The following is a 20,383-nucleotide window of genomic DNA, read 5'->3' on the forward strand; positions in this document are numbered from 1 at the left end:
TGTCGTCTCTACATGAGCATAGTCTGCTTCTTAAGTATAAAGGAAGAAGGAAAAAGACGCATCCGTCAAGGTTTGTCTCCTTGGCGGGACAAGACGCCTTGGCGTGGCGCAAAGCTGCATCTCCACACTTTCTGCACATTTGCCAAATAAAATAGTAAAATTGAAATGACACTCGGACTTGACGGATGAGGAGAGGAATCCGTGCGAAAACTGTCATGGAAACTCGGAATGCTGTTTTTTGCCTTTGTCTTGGCCATTGAAATGGTGCTGTTCGTTTCCCTCTACGCTACGCTCGTCCATGCGCGCATCGAGGAAGAATTCGCGCAACTGATAGCGCGGGGAAACAGCCACCGCAACGTCTTGGAGAAAAATAACGATCGAACGACGTTGGCGCATGTCGTGATGATGGAATCAGAGGCGGAAACCGATGTCGCCATCACTGACGCCCGGCGCCGGATTGTATCGGCTTCTAGCGGCATTGTTCCGTTTGCCAAGCGCATCATTCCTTTAACGAACGGTCGCCATATTCCCCGCCGGGGAATGATGGTCGAAACCGACTGGAAGCGGGCATCGCATATCGCTGCCGTCAGCCCGATTCAAATCGGGGGGGAAACAAGGGGATATGTGTATATGTTTCAAGACACTCGCTCGATCCGGACGATGGTGTATAAACTGAAGCATCATTTTATTGTCGTTGGCGTGCTGTCGGTGGCGATCACCGTGTTGACCATCGCCTTTTTCTCCCGCGCCATCACGATGCCGCTCCTTCGCATGAAGCGAGCGACCGAAGCGCTCAGCCGGGGGGATTTTTCCGTCCGCCTCGAGATGAAAGGCAACGACGAGCTGGCGCAGCTCGGGAGAGCGATTCAAACGCTGGCCAACGATTTGGCGTATTTGAAACAAGAGCGGAGCGAATTTTTAGCGAGCATCTCTCACGAATTGCGCACGCCGCTGACGTATGTGAAAGGATACGCCGACATTGCTAGGCGTCCGCATCTGTCTGAGGAGCAACGGGCGAACTATATGGCGATCATTTACGAAGAAGCGGAAAAGATTGAAAAGATGGTCAAAGATTTGTTTGAATTAGCCAAACTGGAGCAACACTCGTTCCAGATTGAAAAGCAGCCGACGAATCTTTGTTCGTTTTTGACAAAATTGTGTGAAAAACTGAGCCCCGCGTTTCAGGAAAAATCGTTGTCGCTTGTGTGCCAGTGCCCCGGTTCGGTCATGGCCGCGATCGATCGGCAGCGGTTCGAGCAAGTGATGATCAACGTGCTTGACAATGCACGAAAGTACGCGTTTTCCGGCACGACGGTGGCCGTCGCCGTTCACCTTCAAAAGCAAGGAATCGTCATTGCCGTGTCCGATGAAGGAACCGGCATTCCGCCGGAAGATGTGCCCCGGATTTTCGAGCGGTTTTACCGGGTTGACAAATCGCGGTCGCGGACAAGCGGCGGGACCGGACTCGGTTTGGCGATTGCCAAAGAAATCGTCGAGGCGCACGGGGGAACGATCGCCGCTAGAAGCGAACAAGGAAAAGGAACGACCATCCTCATTACGCTGCCGGAGGGATAACGATGTATACCCTGCTGTTGGTTGATGATGAAGAGCGGATGCTTGATTTATTGGAATTGTATTTAGCGCCGAACGGCTACCGCTGCGTGAAACGGCGTTCGGGGGCGGAAGCCATTGACTATTTGCGGCGCCATCATGCCGATTTGGTGCTGCTTGATGTCATGATGCCAGAACTCGAGGGATGGGAAACGTGCCGCCGCATCCGATCGTTTTCGAATGTGCCGATCATGATGGTCACCGCTCGCGATGAGACGGCGGATATTGTCCAAGGATTGAAAATCGGAGCGGACGATTATGTGACGAAACCGTTTGACGAGGCGGAACTGCTTGCTCGCATTGAAGCGGTGCTGCGCCGTACAGCCGGCGGTCGTTCCGCCATTCGCGCGGCCGGGCTTGTATGGGACGAAGAGGAACATACGGTCCGCTACGAAGATAAGCCGATTGCGTTGACGCCGAAAGAATTTGCCATTTTGGGACTGCTGTTAAAGCACCCGAATCAGGTGTTCAGCCGCGGGCAAATCATCGCATCGCTATGGGGCTATCTCGCTGATACGGAAGAGAGAACCGTTGACTCCCACATGAAAAACATCCGCGAAAAATTGCGGAAAGCGGGGTTCCCAGTGGACGACTATTTGCAGACGGTCTGGGGCGTCGGCTACAAATGGGAAGGGCGCAAGTCATAACTATTTTCGGAAAGAGAGGCGTTTGGGCCAAATGGAAGAACGGATGATTGAGTTCCTTCAAGCATACGGCGGAGCGGCGTACTTCTTGAGTCTAGCCTGCAATGTGGTGATCAGCGTGCTCGGAGTCGTCCCAAGCGCCTTTTTAACTGCCGCCAATTTGACCGTTTTCGGATTTTGGCCCGGCTTTTGGGTGTCGTTTGCCGGCGAGGCGATCGGAGCGGTCGTCTCGTTTGTCTTGTATCGAAAAGGACTTCGCCGATGGAGCGAGACGACATGGCTTTCCCATCCCAAGGTGAAGCCGTTGCTTCATGCAAGTGGCAAGGAGGCATTTGGGCTTATTTTCGCGCTTCGACTGTTGCCGTTTGTGCCATCCGGGGCGGTGACGTTCGTTGCTGCCATCGGCCGCACGTCTCTTTCTGTGTTTGCAACGGCTAGCTCACTCGGCAAGCTCCCGGCTTTATGGTTGGAAGCGTATGCCGTCCATCAATTCCTCGAGGCCGCCTGGGCGGGCAAACTGATGCTCGCTGTTGCATCGATCGTTCTTTTGTGGTTCGTCTGGCGAAAGATAGGGCAAAAAGCAGCGGGGTGAAACAGCCCCCGCCCAAAAGGACAGTCAGCCTAGGCGCCATACGGCCTTTAGCGGCAAATCCAAGGCCATCTCCATAAAATCTGCACAAATGCCGGGTATGCTAACAAGGCAAGGAGGGTGAAAACGATGAAAAAATTAAAAATGTTGCTAGGCACAACTTCGGTCATGGCAGCGCTCTTGCTATCGGCCTGCACCGGTGCAGACGACAACAAAGTGCCAAAGGAAAATACGGCTTCTCACACCGGTCATGAGGGAATGAACCACTCGGGTTCAGGAGAGGTGCCGGCTGGATTGAAGGAAGCGAAACAACCAAAGTATCCGGTTGGAAGCCAAGTCATCATCCATGCCGACCATATGCCGGGAATGGATGGAGCCAAGGCGACTGTCACCGGTGCCTTTGACACGATCGTCTATACGGTCACATACACCCCAACTACAGGCGGGGACCCAGTGAAAAACCATAAATGGGTCATTCACGAAGAAATCGAAAACGCCGGAGACAAACCGTTCCAGCCGGGCGATGAAGTCGTCTTGAATGCCGATCACATGGAAGGGATGAAAGGGGCCAAAGCAGTCATTGATTCGGCGAAACAAACGACGGTGTATATGGTCGATTACATCGATACGGAAACTGGTCAAAAAGTGACCAACCACAAATGGGTGACCGAAGACGAGCTGTCGCCGGCCAACTAACGAATCATCATCGGTGTTTCCGCAAAATTTCAAAAAATAGACAATATAGGCGGCTTCGCCTGAGTCTTACGGAGCGATCCGCGCAGCCATTTCCCTTGGAGCATAGGGGAATGGCTTGTTTTTTTCGGCTCATTTGTGAAAATTGTGGTATAATTATACGAAAATCCCCTATTGGGAAAACGGGAGAAAGAAAGGGAGAAACGATGCGGAGATTTTGGTTGGGAGTTATGTGGTTTTCAGTGGTTTGGGTGCTTTACGGCATCGGAGCGGCAGGGCATCACTTATGGACGGAACACCGGATGGACGGACAGGCGCTGATTCTCGCGCTCGGCATGGCGATCATGGCCTGGCGGGCATGGGACGAATATCGTGGGAACGGTTGGACACGAAAAAAGGAAGACGGGCGCCGTCTATGATGAAAGGACGCCCGTCTCTAGCTGTCGCCCGAGCGAAAAGAGGCGGTTTGGTTACGCCGTTCGCCCGGGCGCTTTTGTTGCTTGATGCTGCTTTTCTTTGACAGTGGAATAGATGAATAAGAGAACCAAGACGGCCACGCAGAGAAGCGAACCGATTCGATGCTCTCTTTGAAGCAAAAAGCCAAGCCAAATCGCCCCGAGCGCCCCGACCGCCGCCATCGTTGTGTACGGAAACCCTTTCGTTCGGAAAAACGGCTTCGTTTTGTAGTGCGGCCGCAGCTTCAGCTGAGCGGCGCCGATCATCATCCAAACGATGAGCACGGTAAATCCAGGAATCGTCATCAATTCCTCGATGATCCGCCCGGGCGCCAAGTAGGCGCCGATCACGCCAGCGGCGATGCAGATGGCGACCATGCCCATCCCGTACAGCGGAACCCCGTGTTTCGTCGTCCGCTGCAAGCGGCGGCTTGCTTCTCCTTGTTCAGCCATGGTGTACAGCAACCGAGAAGTCGCATAGACGCCTGTATTGGCCGCTGATAAGACGGCAATGAGCAACACCGCGTTCATGACATGGGCCGCGCCGGGCAACCCGATCGCTTCTAACACTTGGACAAAGGGACTGTTCGTTTCCGAAACGGTGTTCCATGGCATAATGCCGCAAATGATAGCCATTGGCAAAAGATAAAAGCCGACAACCCGCCAGATTGTGGTGCGAATGACGCGCGGCAGCACCTGCTCGGCGTCTTTCATCTCCGTCACCGCCACCCCGATCAGCTCCGCTCCGCCATAGGAAAACATCACGATAAGCAAGGCGCTGAGCGTTCCGGCAAACCCGTGCGGAAACCATCCGCCGTCGCTGGCAGACGGAAACGAGCCGCTTATGCCGCTTGGGATCACGCCAGCCCATACGCCCGCCCCGAGCACGATAAACACCACTAGCGCCGCCACTTTCAGGCCGGCCAGCCAAAATTCCGCTTCCCCGTAATACTTCACAGGGAAAAGATTCAACCCCATGATCAGACACGCGCACAGGAGGGCAAGCAGCCATAACGGCGTAGACGGAACCCAATAGTTCAGAAAACTGCCGGCAGCCAGCAGTTCGACAACAGTGACCAACGTCCAATTGATCCAATACAGCCAGCCGACGATCCATGACAGGCGAAAGCCAAACGCCCGGCGGATCAAATGTTGAACGTTCGAACCCGGATACGCGATCGCCATCTCGGCCAGTGCAGCCATAATCCAAAACAACAGCACGCCGCCGATCAAGTACGTGAGCACGACGCTTGGTCCAGCGATATGAATGGCCTCGGCGCTTCCTTTAAAAATGCCGGTGCCGATCATCCCTCCTAACGCGATCAGCTGAACGTGGCGGGGCAATAGTCCTTTTTGCAGCTGAGGACGGGATTGTTCCATGTTGACAACAACCTTTCTGCTCTAATGTTGATTCATAGATGTGCTTTTTTGCTTTTATGCGGTTAAGCAAAAAAGATAATTTCAGAATATAATAGTTCAGTTGTTCTGTCAACGATTGTCGAAAAAAGGCATCGCCAACATGGAAATTGGTGGATGAAGATGACGCCTAGACGCTGCCTTCATCCCGTTGCGATTATGGCGGGAGTCGGAAAAGAACTGAAAAACATGGTCGTTCCGCTCCTTGTGATCATGGTGGCGGGCAGTCTGAACCGCTTCTCTTGGCGGGATTTCATCGTGCCGCTGGCGGATGTCGTATACAAGGTGGTGATGGGGGTTCTGTCTTGGCTCCGCTTTACCTACGCTTGGGATGAAGACCGCTTGCTCGTGGAGGAAGGCGTGTTTGTCCGCAAAAGACGTTCGATTCCGTTCGAGCGCATCCATGGGATTTCAGTGACAGAGGGGATATGGCAACGGATGGCGGGAGTGGTTCAAGTACATGTTGAGGCGGCGGGTGATGCCCTCGGTGAAGCAGAAGTGACGCTTCGGGCCATATCAAAGGAAGAAGCCCGCTGCCTGCAACGATGCGTGGAACAGGCGAAACACAAGGTGGGAGCCGCCGCCCATCCAGAACCATCCGCGAACCGTCCACATCGTGCTCTGTTTGCCTTATCGGCGAAAGAAATAGGGGTGGCTTCGTTGACAAGCGGTGGAGCGCTTGGCGTGGTTGCCGCTTTATGTGGGTTTTTGTCGCCCAAGCGCCAGCCGCAAACAAATATTGTATGTAAAAAAAATATTTTTTATACTTTACTACTAAATATTAATTTATTATAATTCTAATGTACTAATCATTATCAATTATAGAAAGATAGAAAGGGGAAGAAATAATGGGGAACCAACAAAATGCTTCCAAATGTCCATATCACGGCAGCGTCACAAGCTACAACTCAAATCGAACAACCAATAAAGACTGGTGGCCGAACCAGCTGAACTTAAGCATTCTCCATCAACACGACCGAAAAACGAATCCTCATGATGAAGAGTTCAATTATGCCGAGGAGTTTCAAAAACTCGACTACTGGGCGCTCAAAGAAGATTTGCGCAAACTGATGACAGAAAGCCAAGATTGGTGGCCGGCCGACTATGGTCATTACGGACCGCTGTTCATTCGCATGGCGTGGCATTCGGCGGGAACGTACCGCATCGGCGACGGTCGCGGCGGCGGTTCGACCGGCACGCAGCGCTTTGCCCCGTTAAACAGCTGGCCGGATAACGCCAACTTGGATAAAGCGCGGCGGTTGCTGTGGCCGATCAAGAAAAAATACGGCAACAAAATTTCTTGGGCTGACTTGATGATTTTGGCCGGCAATGTCGCCATCGAATCGATGGGCGGCAAAACGATCGGCTTTGGCGGCGGCCGGGAAGACGTATGGCATCCGGAAGAAGACATTTATTGGGGCGCGGAAAAAGAGTGGCTCGCTTCGGAACGCTACAGCGGGGATCGCGAACTGGAAAATCCGCTTGCGGCTGTGCAGATGGGGCTGATCTATGTCAACCCGGAAGGCCCTGACGGCAAGCCGGATCCGAAAGCGGCAGCGCGCGACATTCGCGAGACGTTCCGCCGCATGGGGATGAACGACGAAGAAACGGTCGCCTTGATCGCCGGCGGCCACACGTTCGGCAAAGCGCATGGCGCAGGCCCTGCTTCCCACGTCGGCCCCGAGCCGGAAGCCGCTCCGATTGAAGCGCAAGGATTGGGATGGATCAGCTCATACGGAAAAGGAAAAGGCCGCGACACGATCACGAGCGGCATCGAAGGCGCGTGGACGCCGACACCGACGAAGTGGGATATGTCGTATTTCGATATGCTGTTTGGCTATGACTGGTGGCTGACGAAAAGCCCAGCCGGGGCATGGCAATGGATGGCGGTCGACCCGGATGAAAAAGACTTGGCTCCGGATGCCGAAGATCCGTCGAAAAAAGTTCCGACGATGATGATGACGACCGATTTGGCGCTTCGGTTTGACCCGGAATACGAAAAAATCGCCCGCCGATTCCATGAAAATCCGGATGAGTTCGCGGATGCGTTCGCCCGCGCTTGGTTCAAACTGACGCATCGCGATATGGGGCCGAAAACGAGATACTTAGGTCCGGAAGTGCCGGAAGAAGATTTCATCTGGCAGGACCCGATTCCAACGGTCGACTATGAATTGACCGATGCCGAAATTGAAGAAATCAAAGCGAAGATTTTGAACTCGGGTCTGACGGTTAGTGAACTCGTCAAAACCGCTTGGGCCTCAGCCAGCACGTTCCGCAACTCCGATAAACGAGGCGGAGCCAACGGCGCCCGCATACGCCTTGCGCCGCAAAAAGATTGGGAAGTGAACGAACCAGAGCGGCTCGCCAAAGTGCTTTCGGTGTATGAAGACATCCAGCGCGAGCTGCCGAAAAAGGTGAGCATCGCCGACTTGATCGTCCTTGGCGGCAGCGCGGCGGTTGAAAAGGCGGCGCGCGACGCTGGCTTTGATGTCAAAGTGCCGTTTATTCCAGGACGGGGTGATGCGACGCAAGAACAAACTGACGTCCAGAGCTTTTCCGTACTGGAGCCGTTTGCCGACGGATTCCGCAACTATCAAAAGAAAGAGTACAGCGTCGGTCCGGAAGAATTGCTCATCGACAAAGCGCAGCTTCTAGGGTTGACCGCACCTGAGATGACCGTGCTCATCGGCGGCTTGCGGGTGTTGGGCGCGAACTATCGCGATCTCCCGCACGGGGTTTTCACTGATCGCGTCGGGGTGCTGACGAATGACTTCTTTGTCAACTTAGTCGACATGAACTACGAATGGGTGCCGACAGACAGCGGCATTTATGAAATCCGCGACCGGAAAACGGGCGAAGTGCGGTGGACGGCCACCCGGGTTGACCTTATTTTCGGAGCCAACTCAATCCTTCGTTCGTACGCCGAATTTTACGCCCAAGATGACAACCGAGAAAAATTCGTCCGCGACTTTATCAACGCTTGGGTGAAAGTGATGAACGCCGACCGCTTTGACATTCGTTTGAAACAAGCCAAAGAGTCGGTCACAGTTTAACCAGGCAAAAAAAGCAGCTTGTCCGTTTAAGGGGCAAGCTGTTTTTTTATATTTCTTAGACTTGTTGTGGATCAAAAGGGAAAGATTCGTTGAAAGGAAACTAGAGCGCTCAATTACCTGTTTTTATGCTTATGTGTCAGAGATTTGCAGAGAGAAAAGAGCCTTTGGAGAATCTTTGAGAATAGTATGTATTTTATTGACAAATTATGTGTTTTTCAGTATGATTGCGGCAGAATCAAATCAAGATCAAATAGCATAGGGAAAGGGACAGGACAAACGTTCACGTCAAAATAAAAAGACAGCTCAGCCCTGCCCAACGGCGGCGGGGAAAACAACACCTTCTTTTTATGATTGTAAGGTATAAACGTGTTTTAGTCAACACAAAATGAATTTATGTATGGAAAGTAAAGGAGTTTACTTTAAATATGCACTACTTAATCTATTTTGATGAGAGCAATAAACTCGACCAGTTTAACGCTAACTATTCTTACTATGGGGCTTACGGAGGAACCGATGCCGCAATGGCAAGGGTTGTTAAGCAAGTTCGAAACATCTTTAAACAGTGTAATTCTTTTAGTGAACTTCATTTTCGAGAGTATACGAAAGACAACCTTGTCAAGAAATATTTTCAAACTCTTCATACGGTTATTAATGAGAATGTACAGATTAATATTCTAACCGTTAATAATAGGGATGCTTTGTATGCGGCACAGAAAATCGGATTAACGGCGACTGAACTAAGAAACTTATTCTACCCGTGGTGCTAGATAAACTTGATCAAGCATAAAAATAGCCCTTGCTGGCGGATCTCCAGTAGAATGAAAGTGTCACCCAACATTCGAAAGGAGAGATCCCCCATGCAAGAGCACTTTCATTTTACTACAGATCCAGCCAAACTTCAAAAACAATATGCCGCTATTTTCTGTTTTGTTTCTGCCCAACTGTCGTTGATTCAAATGTATCTTCATCGCCGCAACCGTCACTTGGTCAAGCAAGAAGACGAAGTGGTCATGGCGGTTCACCTTTTGGGGAAGCTGCTGGGCTTTTCTTCCGAACGAGCCTGGCATCGTTTTGTCACGGGAAATTTGTTCACAAACGGCTCGTTTCTTGAACGCTCCCGATACAACCGCCGCTGCGGGGCGCTTGGTTTCGCCATCAAATGGATCCGTCATGAGCTGGCGAAACGTGGCCAACACCATGCTTATGCGGTCGTCGACAGCTTGCCTCTTCCGTTGTGCCATCCCGCAAGAATGCAGCGCGTCAAGCGATTTCGAGGGATCGCGGATATGGGGTATTGTGCTTCCAAAAAGCAATGGTACTACGGTTTCAAGCTGCATCTTCAAGTGACCAATCAAGGGCTGGCCATGGGCTATGTCGTGACGGAAGCGTCCTGCCACGACGTCAAAGCCGCTGAAACGGTGATGACTCAAATCCCTCATCCCTACAACTTTGGGGACAAAGGGTACATCAGCCGCGCTCTTCGAGAAAAGCTGTACGAAGAACACCAAGCCGCGTTCTGGACACCGTCTCGACACAATCAAAAGCACGGCCCATCCAAGGCATGGGAAGAATGGATCAGGAAAAAACGCAAAGTCATCGAGACGGTGTTTTCGATTCTCGTAGACCAATACCGGATCACCGACATTCGAGCGAATTCCATTACCGGGTTTGAAGTGGCACTCGATGGCATCTTGTTGGCGTATTCCCTGGTCACACTAGGGCTAGTTGAGCGCTGACGCTCAACTAGCACCACGGGTTTATTCTATATCAAAATACCGGAAAGATTATTTTATGGAATGACTCGGGATTTATCAAGTCAAGAATCTGGAACGATTAAGGTGAAGATTAAGGTAGACCAGAATGATGAGTATGATAAGCTTTTTCTTGAAACGAAAATCATTGAACAGATGAACGCACATTCGGCTTATCGCAATAAAAATTACCGCGTTGTTAATGTTCTTTCTCAAAACTCTGTTAAATCAATACCTTTGCAAATAGTGGATACATTTATGGGGATGGTTATATTTTTGTTGGAACAAAATTATCTTGAATCGTCCAATACTGCCAAGATAAAAAGTGATTTAATATACCGGTTCCTTATTGAAGGAAATAACTTAATGAAGTTTCAACAGCAAATCAAACTATATAAATGGACGGGACACGAAGAACTCACCTTTGTCAATATCAGCGACTATGTATCACCTTTTATGGCTTATAAAGCAGCATATGATTCACAAGAAATAATACGAATTCAAAAGATCATGGTTGAGAATCCAGCGATGCCTCTAAAAGAGCTTAGACTCAAGACAGGCTATCCGAATACCATGAAGAACACACTGATCGGATACAAGGATCAGATTGAAGGGCGGGGTAGGAATTATTCTATTTTATGATTCTCTTAGTTAGTTTTTTTATCAATAAATATGAATCTTTGACACACAAAGAAAAGAAGGAGTTTTCCCATCATGGACGTTCGAATTCGGGCCATTTATGAAACCCGAGTTCGGCAGTCATGGCCGGCTGCATCTGTAAAATAGATCTGGAAAGGAGCGCCCGATGAGGATACGCAAATGTGCTAGAGCAGTGATCATCAATGAGCGAAACGAAATTCTTCTTCAGCAATTTGAATTTCGGGATGTAGTAGGGAACAAAGTGTTATGGGTTACTCCAGGAGGGGGCATTGAAGAAAACGAGACCCCAGCTGAAGCTTTAAAAAGGGAATTATACGAAGAACTAGGCATAGTGGTTGATCTTCTCGGTGGCCCCATATTCCAACTGGATGTATGGATTGAAGGAAAACAAGGTTCTTTTATTAGCCGGGAAATTTATTATCACGTTACGATCCAATCCGATACGGTGTTGTCTATCGAACATATGACAAAGAACGAAAAAGACACACTGAAAGGACTCAAATGGTGGAGCAAAGACGAATTGCAGAAAATCGACAACTTTGCGCCTCGTGAAATATTGAACTACATATAGTTTTCTGCTTTTCACTGCGCTGCGGTTGCAGCGAGTCGAGGGGGGAGTAGAGGGAATCGTGACGTTCCTTTCTCTCTTTTTCCCATCTTAAGTTAACATAATATAAATTATAGGAAGTTATATTCGGTTTTGTCTCAATAAAAAGTAATCTTTTGATAGTGAGACAAAAAACAAAAAAACAACGACATCCGTCATGAATGAGCGCTTTTGCAACATACGCATGCAGCGGACATGTATGTGTTTCACCGCAATCCTTCCTGATCGTTTGACAGTGGCTGGGCTTGTCCCTTTCTCCTGCCGAGTTGAATGGCGTGCGGATGCAAATAAAATAAAAACGTGCAGTGTTCCTAAGTGGTTCATGAAACACTGCACGTTACCCGCTGCGTGTCGATTGTCGCAGGAAAGGCATGCTCCCATCCTTTCTTTTTAACTTTCAACGTTATGCAATGTCGGTGTGGCGATAGCGGACGCCTTTATACCGAACGCGAACCGGTATGCCTTTCTCTTGTTTGTACCTGATGAGCAGCCGTCGAGCTTTTGAAAAGGCTTCCATCATCCCAGATGCCGAAATCGCCTCATCCCAGACAGACGTTCTTCCTTGTTCTGTGTAAAAGGAAAAGACGTACTGTTTCACCCTTCTTCACCTCCCTAAGTACTTATTATAATCAGAGACTGTTTTTTCTAAACACAAAAACTGTTACAATTATGTTAACATTTTCTGTGCCGCGGCACTATGAAAAAATGGCTGGCGGAATGGGCCGCCGTGTCACGTAGTATGTTCGTTGTCACCGTCGGAATCAGCCTGCCGCCATGCTGCAAAGCCAGCGATCTCTCCTCTTGTCGCCGCAAAGAAAACCGGCACCTTATTCGATGCCGGTTTGATGTTTGTATTGTTTGACAGCCGACGGATAGTCGGCTTGGATGGAGTCTTTGTCCCGCCCAAGCCGCACACTTAAAAACTCTAGCACAGCGGCGTCGTAGGCGAGCCCTGCAGCAAACTGCCGCTTTAACCATCGCTCGCCCGCGGCTTCATCGGGAAAGGTGCGAGCCTCTCCCCCGTCGGCATACCATGTCCATCCCTGTTCCGTCTGGCGGCTTAACCACCACTGGCCCTGATGATTCGTCCAAAACACGCCTTCTGCCTCTTCCCGCTTGTTCAGTTGGTTTTGTTCCGCATCGCCATAAACAGGCGCAAGCGGGAACGTCTCGATGACAAACAGCGGAAAGGTCGTGTCATCCACAAAACAACCCGATGCCTTCGGGTGGCCGCCGCCGCCAAACTGCTTCGCGAATTCGGCGACGTTGACATTGTCATGGATGGTGCGAAACCCGATATGTTTTGTCCCGAGATTGACTAGGGCGATCAAATCTAGGTGCGGATGCCGTTTGGATAAGGCGTTGCCAAGCTCCGACAGATGGCGTTCAGCGAACACGACGCCGATGCAGTAATCGCCGATCCAGCGCTGAACGAGCTGCTTTTGCTTCTGTCGGATGTAGCGTTGAATTTTCTTTTCTTCCATATCCAGAAGCAACTCTTCCGTCTCCGTCAAGGCGAACGCCTCCCCGGAGGCGAGCCGCTCGCTCATCGTCTCCCAAAAGCCGTCGAGCCCGAGAATGGTGAACAAATCGTTGAGCCGCTTCGCTTGCAAATTCCCATTTTCTTCCCATTCCCACGTGTCGTACTGGCGGACGAGCTCGACAAACGCATCCAACGTTTCGTTAGGCGCCAGTTTTCCTTCGCGGACGAGGTAATCGTAAAAGAGCGAGGTTGCACATGTTTTTTTGCCGTCTTCCCGTTCGGGCGCGACCCATCCCCATGGATAGCTGTTGAAATGAAGCGCGGTCACGTGGTGGTCGATGACTTGCACATGGCCGCCGCGCTTCGCCCGCTCGGCGAGCTGCTGCTCCACCTCCTGGCCGACGGCTAGGTCGGTGATAAACAGCATGGCGCCATTCGCTTCCTCGCTTTGCAAGAACTGGCTGACCCGTTCATCCAAGTTCCGGTACGAGCAAAACGAAATGTTCACCTCGGCAAACGCCAGCTTGGCGAGCAATCCACAGCCGATGCCGTCTAAATCGCTGTCGGTAAATAGTTTGATCATCGATTCCCATCCTTTTGTTACAAGCTTTTTTGCAGCCACGTTTTCAAAAGCGGAAGCAGTCGGTCGGGCAGCTCGCTCACTTGTGGAACGAAAACGCGAAAGCGGCCGTAAATGTTTTCAATCGTCCGCCGCGTCGATTCGTCATCCGCCCCGCGGCCTAAAAAAAGGTTGACAACCTCAATGCCGCGCCGCCGCGCTTCGGCCACCGCTTCATGCGTATCGATAATGCCGTTTTGTTCGTAGCCATAGGCGGCCGGTTCCCCGTCAGAAAAGATGAGCAACACTTTTTGCGTTTCCGGGCGGCGGAGAAGTTGCTCAGTCATCCAGCGGATCGCCAGCCCGTCGCGGTTGTCTTCGTGGGGCTCAAGCTGCATGATCGCCGGGCCGCTTGATGGGTTCAACGACTCGCGGAACGAAACAGCCACTTGCAAGTAATTCGGCTGTCTGGCCGCGGTTGCCTCGTTGGCGTCTTCCCAAAACCCGACGATCTGGTGCGGCACACGCAACGTTTGAAGCACGTTGTGGCAGAGAACGAGCCCCGTTTTCGTTTCATCCATTTTATCGTGCATCGACGCCGAGCAGTCGACAAGCAGGCCGAACGCTGCGTTGAACCGCCGCGCTGGCTCGCCTTTTTTGTAAAACAGGTGAGGCCGCTCGTCGGTGAAAAACGGTATGAGCTGTTTGCGCAGCCGTCCGGCCGGCAAGTTCGTGCGCCACGTGCTGCGTTGGTGTTCGAGCCATTGCTCCATCACGCGCACAAGCCGCTTCCGGTATGGCGCGGCCGCCGCCTGTTTGCTGCGGTATTCGTCCCGTTCGTCACGACTTGGCGGCGGGGAAGAAAAAACAATGATGGCTGCCTGGCGGTTCGCTTCCCCATATGGAGCACCGCCTCCGGCTAGTCGATGTTCCTGGAATGCGGCTGCCGCCTCGAGGCCGTATTCGTTTCGCTTCGCCGGCCGGGACGTTCCTTGGACAATGGCGAGCGCCTGGTCGCCATCGTCCCCCGGCCTCGCCCCGTCGCCAAGCATGCCAGTGCGGGTGCCGCGTTCCAACTCAAAGCGGAGAAAATTCCCATTCGGACGGCTTGTTTCCCGGTGCCACGTCGACAGCACTTCCTGGTGCGCTTTGCCGTTTGACGGATTTTCCGCTGCATCGCGGTTTTCCAACGGATCGACCCGCTTCAAATCGCGAACCGTCACCTTCGGTTCATCGTCCCCGTCATCGACAAATGGAAGCGAGGTGTAAGCGTTCACCATGTCACCGGCAAGCGCCTCTTCCATCAATGCGACGATGGCTAACGCCCAGCGGGCCGTATCCGCGGTGGACATCGCGTCAAACCATTGCGGCCACAGCGCGTCAAGGCGCGCCTGCACCGTTTCATCCGCCATCGGAGCGAGCGGAACGTCATCAAGCGGCGAGTCGGCGGTCAGCCGCAAATACATCGCCGCCAAAAATTGATCGGCGGCGGCGCCGCGGGTTTGGTTTGCCTGCCATTGCTGGGTGAAGTAGCGACGGTAAAGGCGGCGGCGCGTGCGAAACCAACGTTTCACCCCGGGCCGTTCTCGCTCGCAGAGGGCCTCAACACGAAGATCCTCAGCCAACGAAAACAGCTGTTTCGCCAGTTTCGGCCATGGGTGCGCTTCGGCTGCTTGCCGAAATGCGCGGACCGCCGCTAGGTCCGTATGCCGCCGCGTGCCGATGACGCGCAAGGCGACATCGCTTTTCATCGCCGTTTCTTTCTCCTTTGGCGGATACACATCCCAAAACTGACTGACGTACACCGTTGGCTTAACCGGATGCATCCCGGAATGGGCGGCGAACTCGACCGTCATGTCAGGACGGCGGGCGAGTGTTCGGGCGAGATCGGCGAGCTGCATCACCAAAAACGGATCGATCGGCCGATCGTTGAACATCATAAACCGTTCCATGGCCGCCTCCTACTCGTCAAACCATGTTTCCGCGATATTGCGCACCGCCGCCCGCTCCCGTTCATCGTCGAGCTTGTCGATGATGCTTCGTTCAATGGCGCGCAGCGGCGGGATATGCACCGCCAGATCGCACGCATCGAGCAAGGCGCGTACGGAAGCCACTTCTTCTGCCACTTGCCCGTTTCGCACCTGCGCCAGCAAGTCGGCTGACAAGGCGACGAAACGGTTGATCAACGCATCGTCTGTTAATGTAGTTTGTGCCATGATGACCGATTTTAACGTCTCCCCCTGCACATATGGGACATCGATGACGACGAAGCGGTTTTTTAACGCTTCATTGAGCGGCACGGTGCCGATATAACCTTCGTTGATCGCCGCAATGACGCCAAACGTCGGCTTCGCCTCGACGACCTCGCCAGTGAGCGGATTGGTGAGGCGGCGCCGATAGTCAAGCACGCTGTTTAAGATTGGCAGCGTCTCAGGTTTGGCCATATTGATTTCATCAATGTATAGCAAATGCCCCTTCTCCATCGCCCGGATGACCGGACCGGGCACATATTCGATCACCGCTTGGCCGTCGCGGTGCACGATCGTTTTAAACCCAAGCAGCGCCTCGGCATCAAGGTCCACAGAGCAGTTGATGCTGTGCATCGGCTGCCCGAACAAGGCGGACAACGTTTCCGCTAGCCGCGTTTTCCCCGATCCGGTTGGACCTTTTAACAGTACGTTTTTTCCAAGCGCCAGGGCGATGGCCGCATCGTGCACGATCGCTTCGTCTTCCGCCGTATACCCGCCGGAGCCGATCAGCGCGTGATCTGGATCATGGCGGAATAACGCTTTTCGTGTTTCCATTTCCCTTATGACAACCTGTGGCCATGCCAACATCCTACGTCTTCCTCTCTGTTGTCGTGTCCTTCTCCCATTCTACTAAATCGTTCGGTGGGATGCAAAACAAACAGAATTCACCATAAAAATGTTATGTAAATACACACAAAAAACATCCATGAGTAAGCTTTTACTCGCCACCCAAGCATGAAAATAGCCGCTCATGGATTCATTATTTTCATAGAAAAAGAGGCGCCCTCAACTGAAGTTGTCCTCAATCGCCTTGCGAATGAGCGCCGCACACCGGTCCAGCTCCGCTTTCAGTTGGCGTTTGTACAATTTCGCCTTTTCCTGCCCCCCTTCCGCGAAGCGGTAGTACACAACTTCTTGGTACTTCATGCCTTCTTTTTTCTGCTTGACTTGCTTTAAAATGCCGTCTTCAATCAAATCGTGGAGCGCTTTGTACACTTCGGAATGGTTCGGCTGGTAGCCGAACGGTTTAAACTCTTGGCGCAGCACATCAAGCAGCTTCAGTCCATACAACCGTTCTTGTTCCGTTAACGTGATTAAATACAGTTTTAAAAACGCACGTTGTTTTAACAGAAAACCGCTGGGCGTCCGTTTTTCTCCCATAGGCTTTTTCCCTCCTTCCCTACGGATGAAATTTCGCTCTTTGGGCGGCCAAATCCTGCTTATCTTCATTATACCATGCGGGAAAGGAAAAATCCTCTCCCGCTTGGGTTCAATAAAACACGATCGTTTTGTTTCCGTGGATGATGACCCGGTCTTCCAAATGCCATTTGAGCGCCCGGGCGAGCACGGTTTTTTCGATCAGGCGGCCGATCCGCTTTAAATCGTCGGGATGGTGGCGGTGGTCCACGCGGGCGACGTCTTGCTCGATGATCGGCCCTTCATCCAAATCGTCGGTGACGTAGTGCGATGTGGCGCCGATCAATTTGACGCCGCGCTCATACGCCCGCTCATACGGACGCGCACCAATAAAGGCGGGCAAAAATGAGTGGTGGATGTTGATGATCCGTCCCGGGAATTCAGCGACAAACGCCGGCGACAAAATTTGCATGTAGCGGGCAAGCACGATGGTGTCGATCTGATAGTCGCGAAGCAGACGGATTTGTTCGGCTTCGGCGTCCGCTTTCGTTTCTTTCGTCACCGGAATATGCACATAAGGGATGCCAAATGACTCGACCGTCTCGCGCAAGTCGGGGTGGTTGCTGATGACAAGGGCGATGTCGGCGATCAGCTCTCCCGCCTGCCATTGCCAAAGAAGTTCAAGCAGACAATGCTCAGCTTTGGAGACAAAAATCGCGATTCGCCGAATGTCGTTGTGCAGCCGAAGCTGCCAACGCATCTGAAATTCAGCGGCGATCGGGGCAAAGGCCGCTTCGATCTGGTCTTTTCGTTCCGTGATGTTCGGGCAGTCAAACTCCAAACGGAGGAAGAACGTACCCCCTTTCGGATCGGTCGAGTATTGGCTCGATTCGACGATATTGGCGCCTTGCTCATACAAGAAGGACGTGACCGCGGCGACAATACCTGGACGATCCGGACAGGAAATGAGCAGGCGGGCGCGATCTTCATAGCCTTGCAAAAATGATTGCCAGCGATGTTGGCGAAATGTCGTCATGTTGTTCTCTCCCTTTTCTTTCCGTCGTTTGGTTTTCATCATACAAAAAAATCATCCGCTTGCCAACTGCACGGTCCATCTTTTTTGCAAGAAAAGCCGCCTTTGCCCCTGCGGCGGAAGGGGCGATATTCAAAAGAACATCTCCCCTCGAGTAAAATGGCAGATCAAAGGGTGTCTCGTTATGTAGGAGACACCCTTTGGTCTGCCCGTGATCAGTCTTTCGTCAAATCGCCGGCCGGGCCGAAAAATTCGTAATGGATGCGTTCTTCCGGCACGCCCCACTCTGCTAAGGCGCGGTAGACCGTTTTCATAAATGGCACTGGGCCGCAGAAATAAAAGTCAGCGTCGCGAGTCGGAATGACCGTTTTCATCCAAGCAAGGTCGATCCGTCCTTCTTTGCCGAAATGCGGATGACGGCGGTCGTCTTCAGACGGCGATTCGTAACAGAGATGGTAGGCAAACGACGGGCGTTTGGCCAATGCCCGCAACTCTTCGTCAAAGGCTTGCACGCGGCCGTTTAGGGCAGCTTGAAGAAACGTCACCGGACGATTCGGCTGACGGATGGCCAATGTATTCGCCATGCTTAAAAGCGGAGTGACCCCAACGCCGCCGCTGATCAGCACAACCGGCGTTTCGTGTGTCAAGTCGAGCGTAAAGTCGCCGGCTGGAGCGCTTAACTCGACGACATCGCCTTCGTGAATGTGGTCATGCAAATAGTTCGACACGATGCCGGCTGGTTTTTCCGCTGTTGCTGCTTCCCGTTTGACACTGATGCGGTAATACCCTTTGCCAGGGGCGTCCGATAAGCTGTATTGGCGAATGTGCGTATACGTTTCACCAGGGATGTCCAGTTTTACGCTCACGTATTGACCTGGTAAATAGTCGCTGATGGCGTCGCCGTCTTCCGGCTCGAAATAAAACGACGTGATGACGTCGCTTTCCTTCACCTTTTTTGTGACGACAAAGCGGCGGAAACCGCGCCAGCCGCCGTGCTTGGCCGCAGCTTCATCGTAGAGCTCCTTCTCGACTTGAATGAAAACAGCGGCAATGGCTTCATACGCTGCCGCCCAAGCCGTTATCACGTCATCAGTGGCAGCGTCGCCGAGCACGTCTTTGATCGCTAGCAGCAAGTGCCTTCCGACAATCGGGTATTGTTCCGGTTTAATGCCTAAACTCCGGTGTTTATGGCCGATTTGCCGCACGACCGGCAAAATGGCGTCCAATTGATCGATATAGCGCGCTGCCGCGTACACGGCTGCCGCCAAGGCGCGTTGCTGCCGCCCTTGTTTTTGGTTGGCATGGTTGAAAATATTCAACAATTCTGGATGGTTCGAAAACATCAATTGGTAAAACCGTTTGGTAATCTGTTCGCCGTGCTGCTCCAACATCGGTACGGTCGATTTGACGATTTCAATCGTTTTTGGGTGCAAAGCCGTTGTCTTAGCCATGTTTCATCTCCTCTCATAAAACATGTATTTTAAATACATGTTTTATTCAATCATACGCATAGTGAAAAAGCAACATTTCAAATACATCTTTAATAAATTGTTCACAATTCCCTCGCACAGACAGGTGTGATACAATGGAAGCAACCATCTTGTCTAAAGGTTGTGGATGACCATGCAGCTGACGAACTATACAGAATATGCGTTGCGTGTGCTGCTGTTTTTAGGAACGCTCGATGAAGGCGAAAAAACAAATATCAAAGAAATTTCCACTGCGTTTTCCCTCTCTGAGCATCATTTAAGCAAAATCGTCCATGAGCTCGGCAAGCTTGGCTACATCGAAACGATCCGCGGACGCAACGGCGGGATTCGCCTGGCGAAACGGCCGGAGGAGATTGTCATCGGTGCGGTCGTTCGCGAGACGGAAGACAATTTGTCGCTTGTGGAGTGCTTCGCCGCTCACGGTAATGAATGCGTGCTGACGCCTTCATGCCGGCTCCGTTTTGCGCTTCGCGAGGCGTTAGAAGCGTTTTTGCGTGTGCTCGATGCGTATACGCTCGCTGATTTGCTTGAAAACCGTACGTCGCTTCGTGCTTTGCTTGGAAAGCGGCGCGATCGATAGACACTCTCCGGCCGGGTGCCGGGGAGTGTTATTTTTTGCCGAACAGGCACACTATAAGCAAGCATCGCCGCATGAAGGGAGACGGAACGATGGAATCATACGATGTCGTGGTCGTCGCCCGCCGTCTCAGTTTATGATGGAAACGAAAGGAGGAGGAAAAGATGCGAAAACGATGGATGATGCCGCTTGCCGCCATTTGCGCGTTAGCGGTCAGCCTTTGTGCCGGCTGCGGCGGCCAAGACGAGGAGCGGCCGGAAAAACGCAACCAGTCGTCGAACATGGGCGGCGGGATGAACACGTCCGGCACCGGCCGATCACATCCCCTTTGTTTGCCACAAGACGAAGAATATATTAAGATTAGAAAGGTGTGAAA

19 protein-coding genes and 1 pseudogene are annotated in these 20,383 nt (G+C 52.1%); 12 read left to right on the forward strand and 8 right to left on the reverse strand.

Annotated elements, in window-relative coordinates; all coding sequences use genetic code 11:
- The first annotated feature begins 201 nt into the window (after positions 1-201).
- The 5 genes from QSJ10_RS07475 to QSJ10_RS07495 all read left to right on the forward strand — a co-directional run bounded on the left by QSJ10_RS07475 (position 202) and on the right by QSJ10_RS07495 (position 3,956).
- Positions 202-1,575: a sensor histidine kinase gene (locus QSJ10_RS07475; RefSeq protein WP_053532405.1), complete on the forward strand. Its 1,374-nt coding sequence runs from the start codon at positions 202-204 to the stop codon at positions 1,573-1,575.
- A 2-nt stretch (positions 1,576-1,577) separates the two neighbouring features.
- Positions 1,578-2,258, forward strand: a complete 681-nt coding sequence (locus QSJ10_RS07480) for a response regulator transcription factor (RefSeq protein WP_033014152.1) — start codon at positions 1,578-1,580, stop codon at positions 2,256-2,258.
- Between the two features lie 31 nt (positions 2,259-2,289).
- Positions 2,290-2,847 carry a TVP38/TMEM64 family protein gene (locus tag QSJ10_RS07485; RefSeq protein WP_033014150.1) on the forward strand — a complete coding sequence of 186 codons (558 nt, stop codon included), beginning with the start codon at positions 2,290-2,292 and terminating at the stop codon, positions 2,845-2,847.
- A gap of 126 nt (positions 2,848-2,973) precedes the next feature.
- Positions 2,974-3,540 (forward strand): YdhK family protein, encoded by a 567-nt coding sequence (locus QSJ10_RS07490; protein ID WP_033014148.1) that lies wholly within the window; start codon positions 2,974-2,976, stop codon positions 3,538-3,540.
- A 227-nt stretch (positions 3,541-3,767) separates the two neighbouring features.
- Complete coding sequence (locus QSJ10_RS07495; protein ID WP_236930948.1) at positions 3,768-3,956, forward strand: hypothetical protein; 189 nt, start codon at positions 3,768-3,770, stop codon at positions 3,954-3,956.
- Positions 3,957-4,007: 51 nt separating this feature from the next.
- Here the strand turns inward: QSJ10_RS07495 and QSJ10_RS07500 are convergent, their stop codons facing one another.
- Positions 4,008-5,372: an amino acid permease gene (locus tag QSJ10_RS07500; RefSeq protein WP_033014144.1), complete on the reverse strand. Its 1,365-nt coding sequence runs from the start codon at positions 5,370-5,372 to the stop codon at positions 4,008-4,010.
- Between the two features lie 159 nt (positions 5,373-5,531).
- On the opposite strand from QSJ10_RS07500, the pseudogene QSJ10_RS07505 reads away from it, so the two are divergent.
- The 5 genes and pseudogenes from QSJ10_RS07505 to QSJ10_RS07525 form a co-directional block, all read left to right on the forward strand.
- Positions 5,532-6,122: pseudogene (locus QSJ10_RS07505) on the forward strand (PH domain-containing protein); the annotation flags it as partial.
- Between the two features lie 134 nt (positions 6,123-6,256).
- Positions 6,257-8,461: a catalase/peroxidase HPI gene (gene katG, locus QSJ10_RS07510; protein WP_053532406.1), complete on the forward strand. Its 2,205-nt coding sequence runs from the start codon at positions 6,257-6,259 to the stop codon at positions 8,459-8,461.
- 857 nt (positions 8,462-9,318) lie between these two features.
- Entirely contained in the window at positions 9,319-10,197 is an 879-nt protein-coding gene (locus QSJ10_RS07515; protein ID WP_289493487.1) for an IS982-like element ISGsp1 family transposase, read from the forward strand.
- Positions 10,198-10,257: 60 nt separating this feature from the next.
- Entirely contained in the window at positions 10,258-10,854 is a 597-nt protein-coding gene (locus QSJ10_RS07520) for a hypothetical protein (protein WP_230847148.1), read from the forward strand.
- 163 nt (positions 10,855-11,017) lie between these two features.
- Positions 11,018-11,443 carry an NUDIX hydrolase gene (locus QSJ10_RS07525; protein WP_015374844.1) on the forward strand — a complete coding sequence of 142 codons (426 nt, stop codon included), beginning with the start codon at positions 11,018-11,020 and terminating at the stop codon, positions 11,441-11,443.
- A 439-nt stretch (positions 11,444-11,882) separates the two neighbouring features.
- Here the strand turns inward: QSJ10_RS07525 and QSJ10_RS07530 are convergent, their stop codons facing one another.
- From QSJ10_RS07530 to hmpA, 7 genes are all read right to left on the reverse strand, one after another.
- On the reverse strand, positions 11,883-12,077 hold the full coding sequence (locus QSJ10_RS07530; RefSeq protein ID WP_053532746.1) for a hypothetical protein: 195 nt from the start codon (positions 12,075-12,077) through the stop codon (positions 11,883-11,885).
- Positions 12,078-12,306: 229 nt separating this feature from the next.
- A complete protein-coding gene (locus QSJ10_RS07535) occupies positions 12,307-13,545 on the reverse strand; it encodes a DHH family phosphoesterase (protein ID WP_053532747.1) in 1,239 nt (412 codons plus the stop codon).
- Between the two features lie 17 nt (positions 13,546-13,562).
- Complete coding sequence (locus QSJ10_RS07540; protein ID WP_053532748.1) at positions 13,563-15,473, reverse strand: nitric oxide reductase activation protein NorD; 1,911 nt, start codon at positions 15,471-15,473, stop codon at positions 13,563-13,565.
- A gap of 9 nt (positions 15,474-15,482) precedes the next feature.
- The gene (locus tag QSJ10_RS07545) at positions 15,483-16,358 is read right to left on the reverse strand and encodes an ATP-binding protein (protein WP_033014130.1); all 876 of its coding nucleotides are present in this window, start codon (positions 16,356-16,358) and stop codon (positions 15,483-15,485) included.
- A gap of 198 nt (positions 16,359-16,556) precedes the next feature.
- Positions 16,557-16,931 (reverse strand): replication termination protein, encoded by a 375-nt coding sequence (locus tag QSJ10_RS07550; protein WP_033014127.1) that lies wholly within the window; start codon positions 16,929-16,931, stop codon positions 16,557-16,559.
- A gap of 109 nt (positions 16,932-17,040) precedes the next feature.
- Positions 17,041-17,943, reverse strand: coding sequence for a formyltetrahydrofolate deformylase (gene purU / locus QSJ10_RS07555; protein WP_033014125.1), 903 nt, complete (start codon positions 17,941-17,943; stop codon positions 17,041-17,043).
- A gap of 212 nt (positions 17,944-18,155) precedes the next feature.
- Entirely contained in the window at positions 18,156-19,391 is a 1,236-nt protein-coding gene (gene hmpA, locus QSJ10_RS07560; RefSeq protein WP_049624284.1) for an NO-inducible flavohemoprotein, read from the reverse strand.
- 172 nt (positions 19,392-19,563) lie between these two features.
- Here hmpA and nsrR point away from each other — a divergent pair, with 172 nt between their 5' ends.
- Both nsrR and QSJ10_RS07570 read left to right on the forward strand, forming a co-directional pair.
- Complete coding sequence (gene nsrR, locus QSJ10_RS07565) at positions 19,564-20,010, forward strand: nitric oxide-sensing transcriptional repressor NsrR (protein WP_033014120.1); 447 nt, start codon at positions 19,564-19,566, stop codon at positions 20,008-20,010.
- A gap of 161 nt (positions 20,011-20,171) precedes the next feature.
- On the forward strand, positions 20,172-20,381 hold the full coding sequence (locus QSJ10_RS07570; protein WP_033010925.1) for a hypothetical protein: 210 nt from the start codon (positions 20,172-20,174) through the stop codon (positions 20,379-20,381).
- The last annotated feature ends 2 nt before the right edge of the window (positions 20,382-20,383 follow it).

The organism is Geobacillus stearothermophilus ATCC 12980 (genome assembly GCF_030369615.1).
GTDB classification, from domain to species: Bacteria; Bacillota; Bacilli; order Bacillales; family Anoxybacillaceae; genus Geobacillus; species Geobacillus stearothermophilus.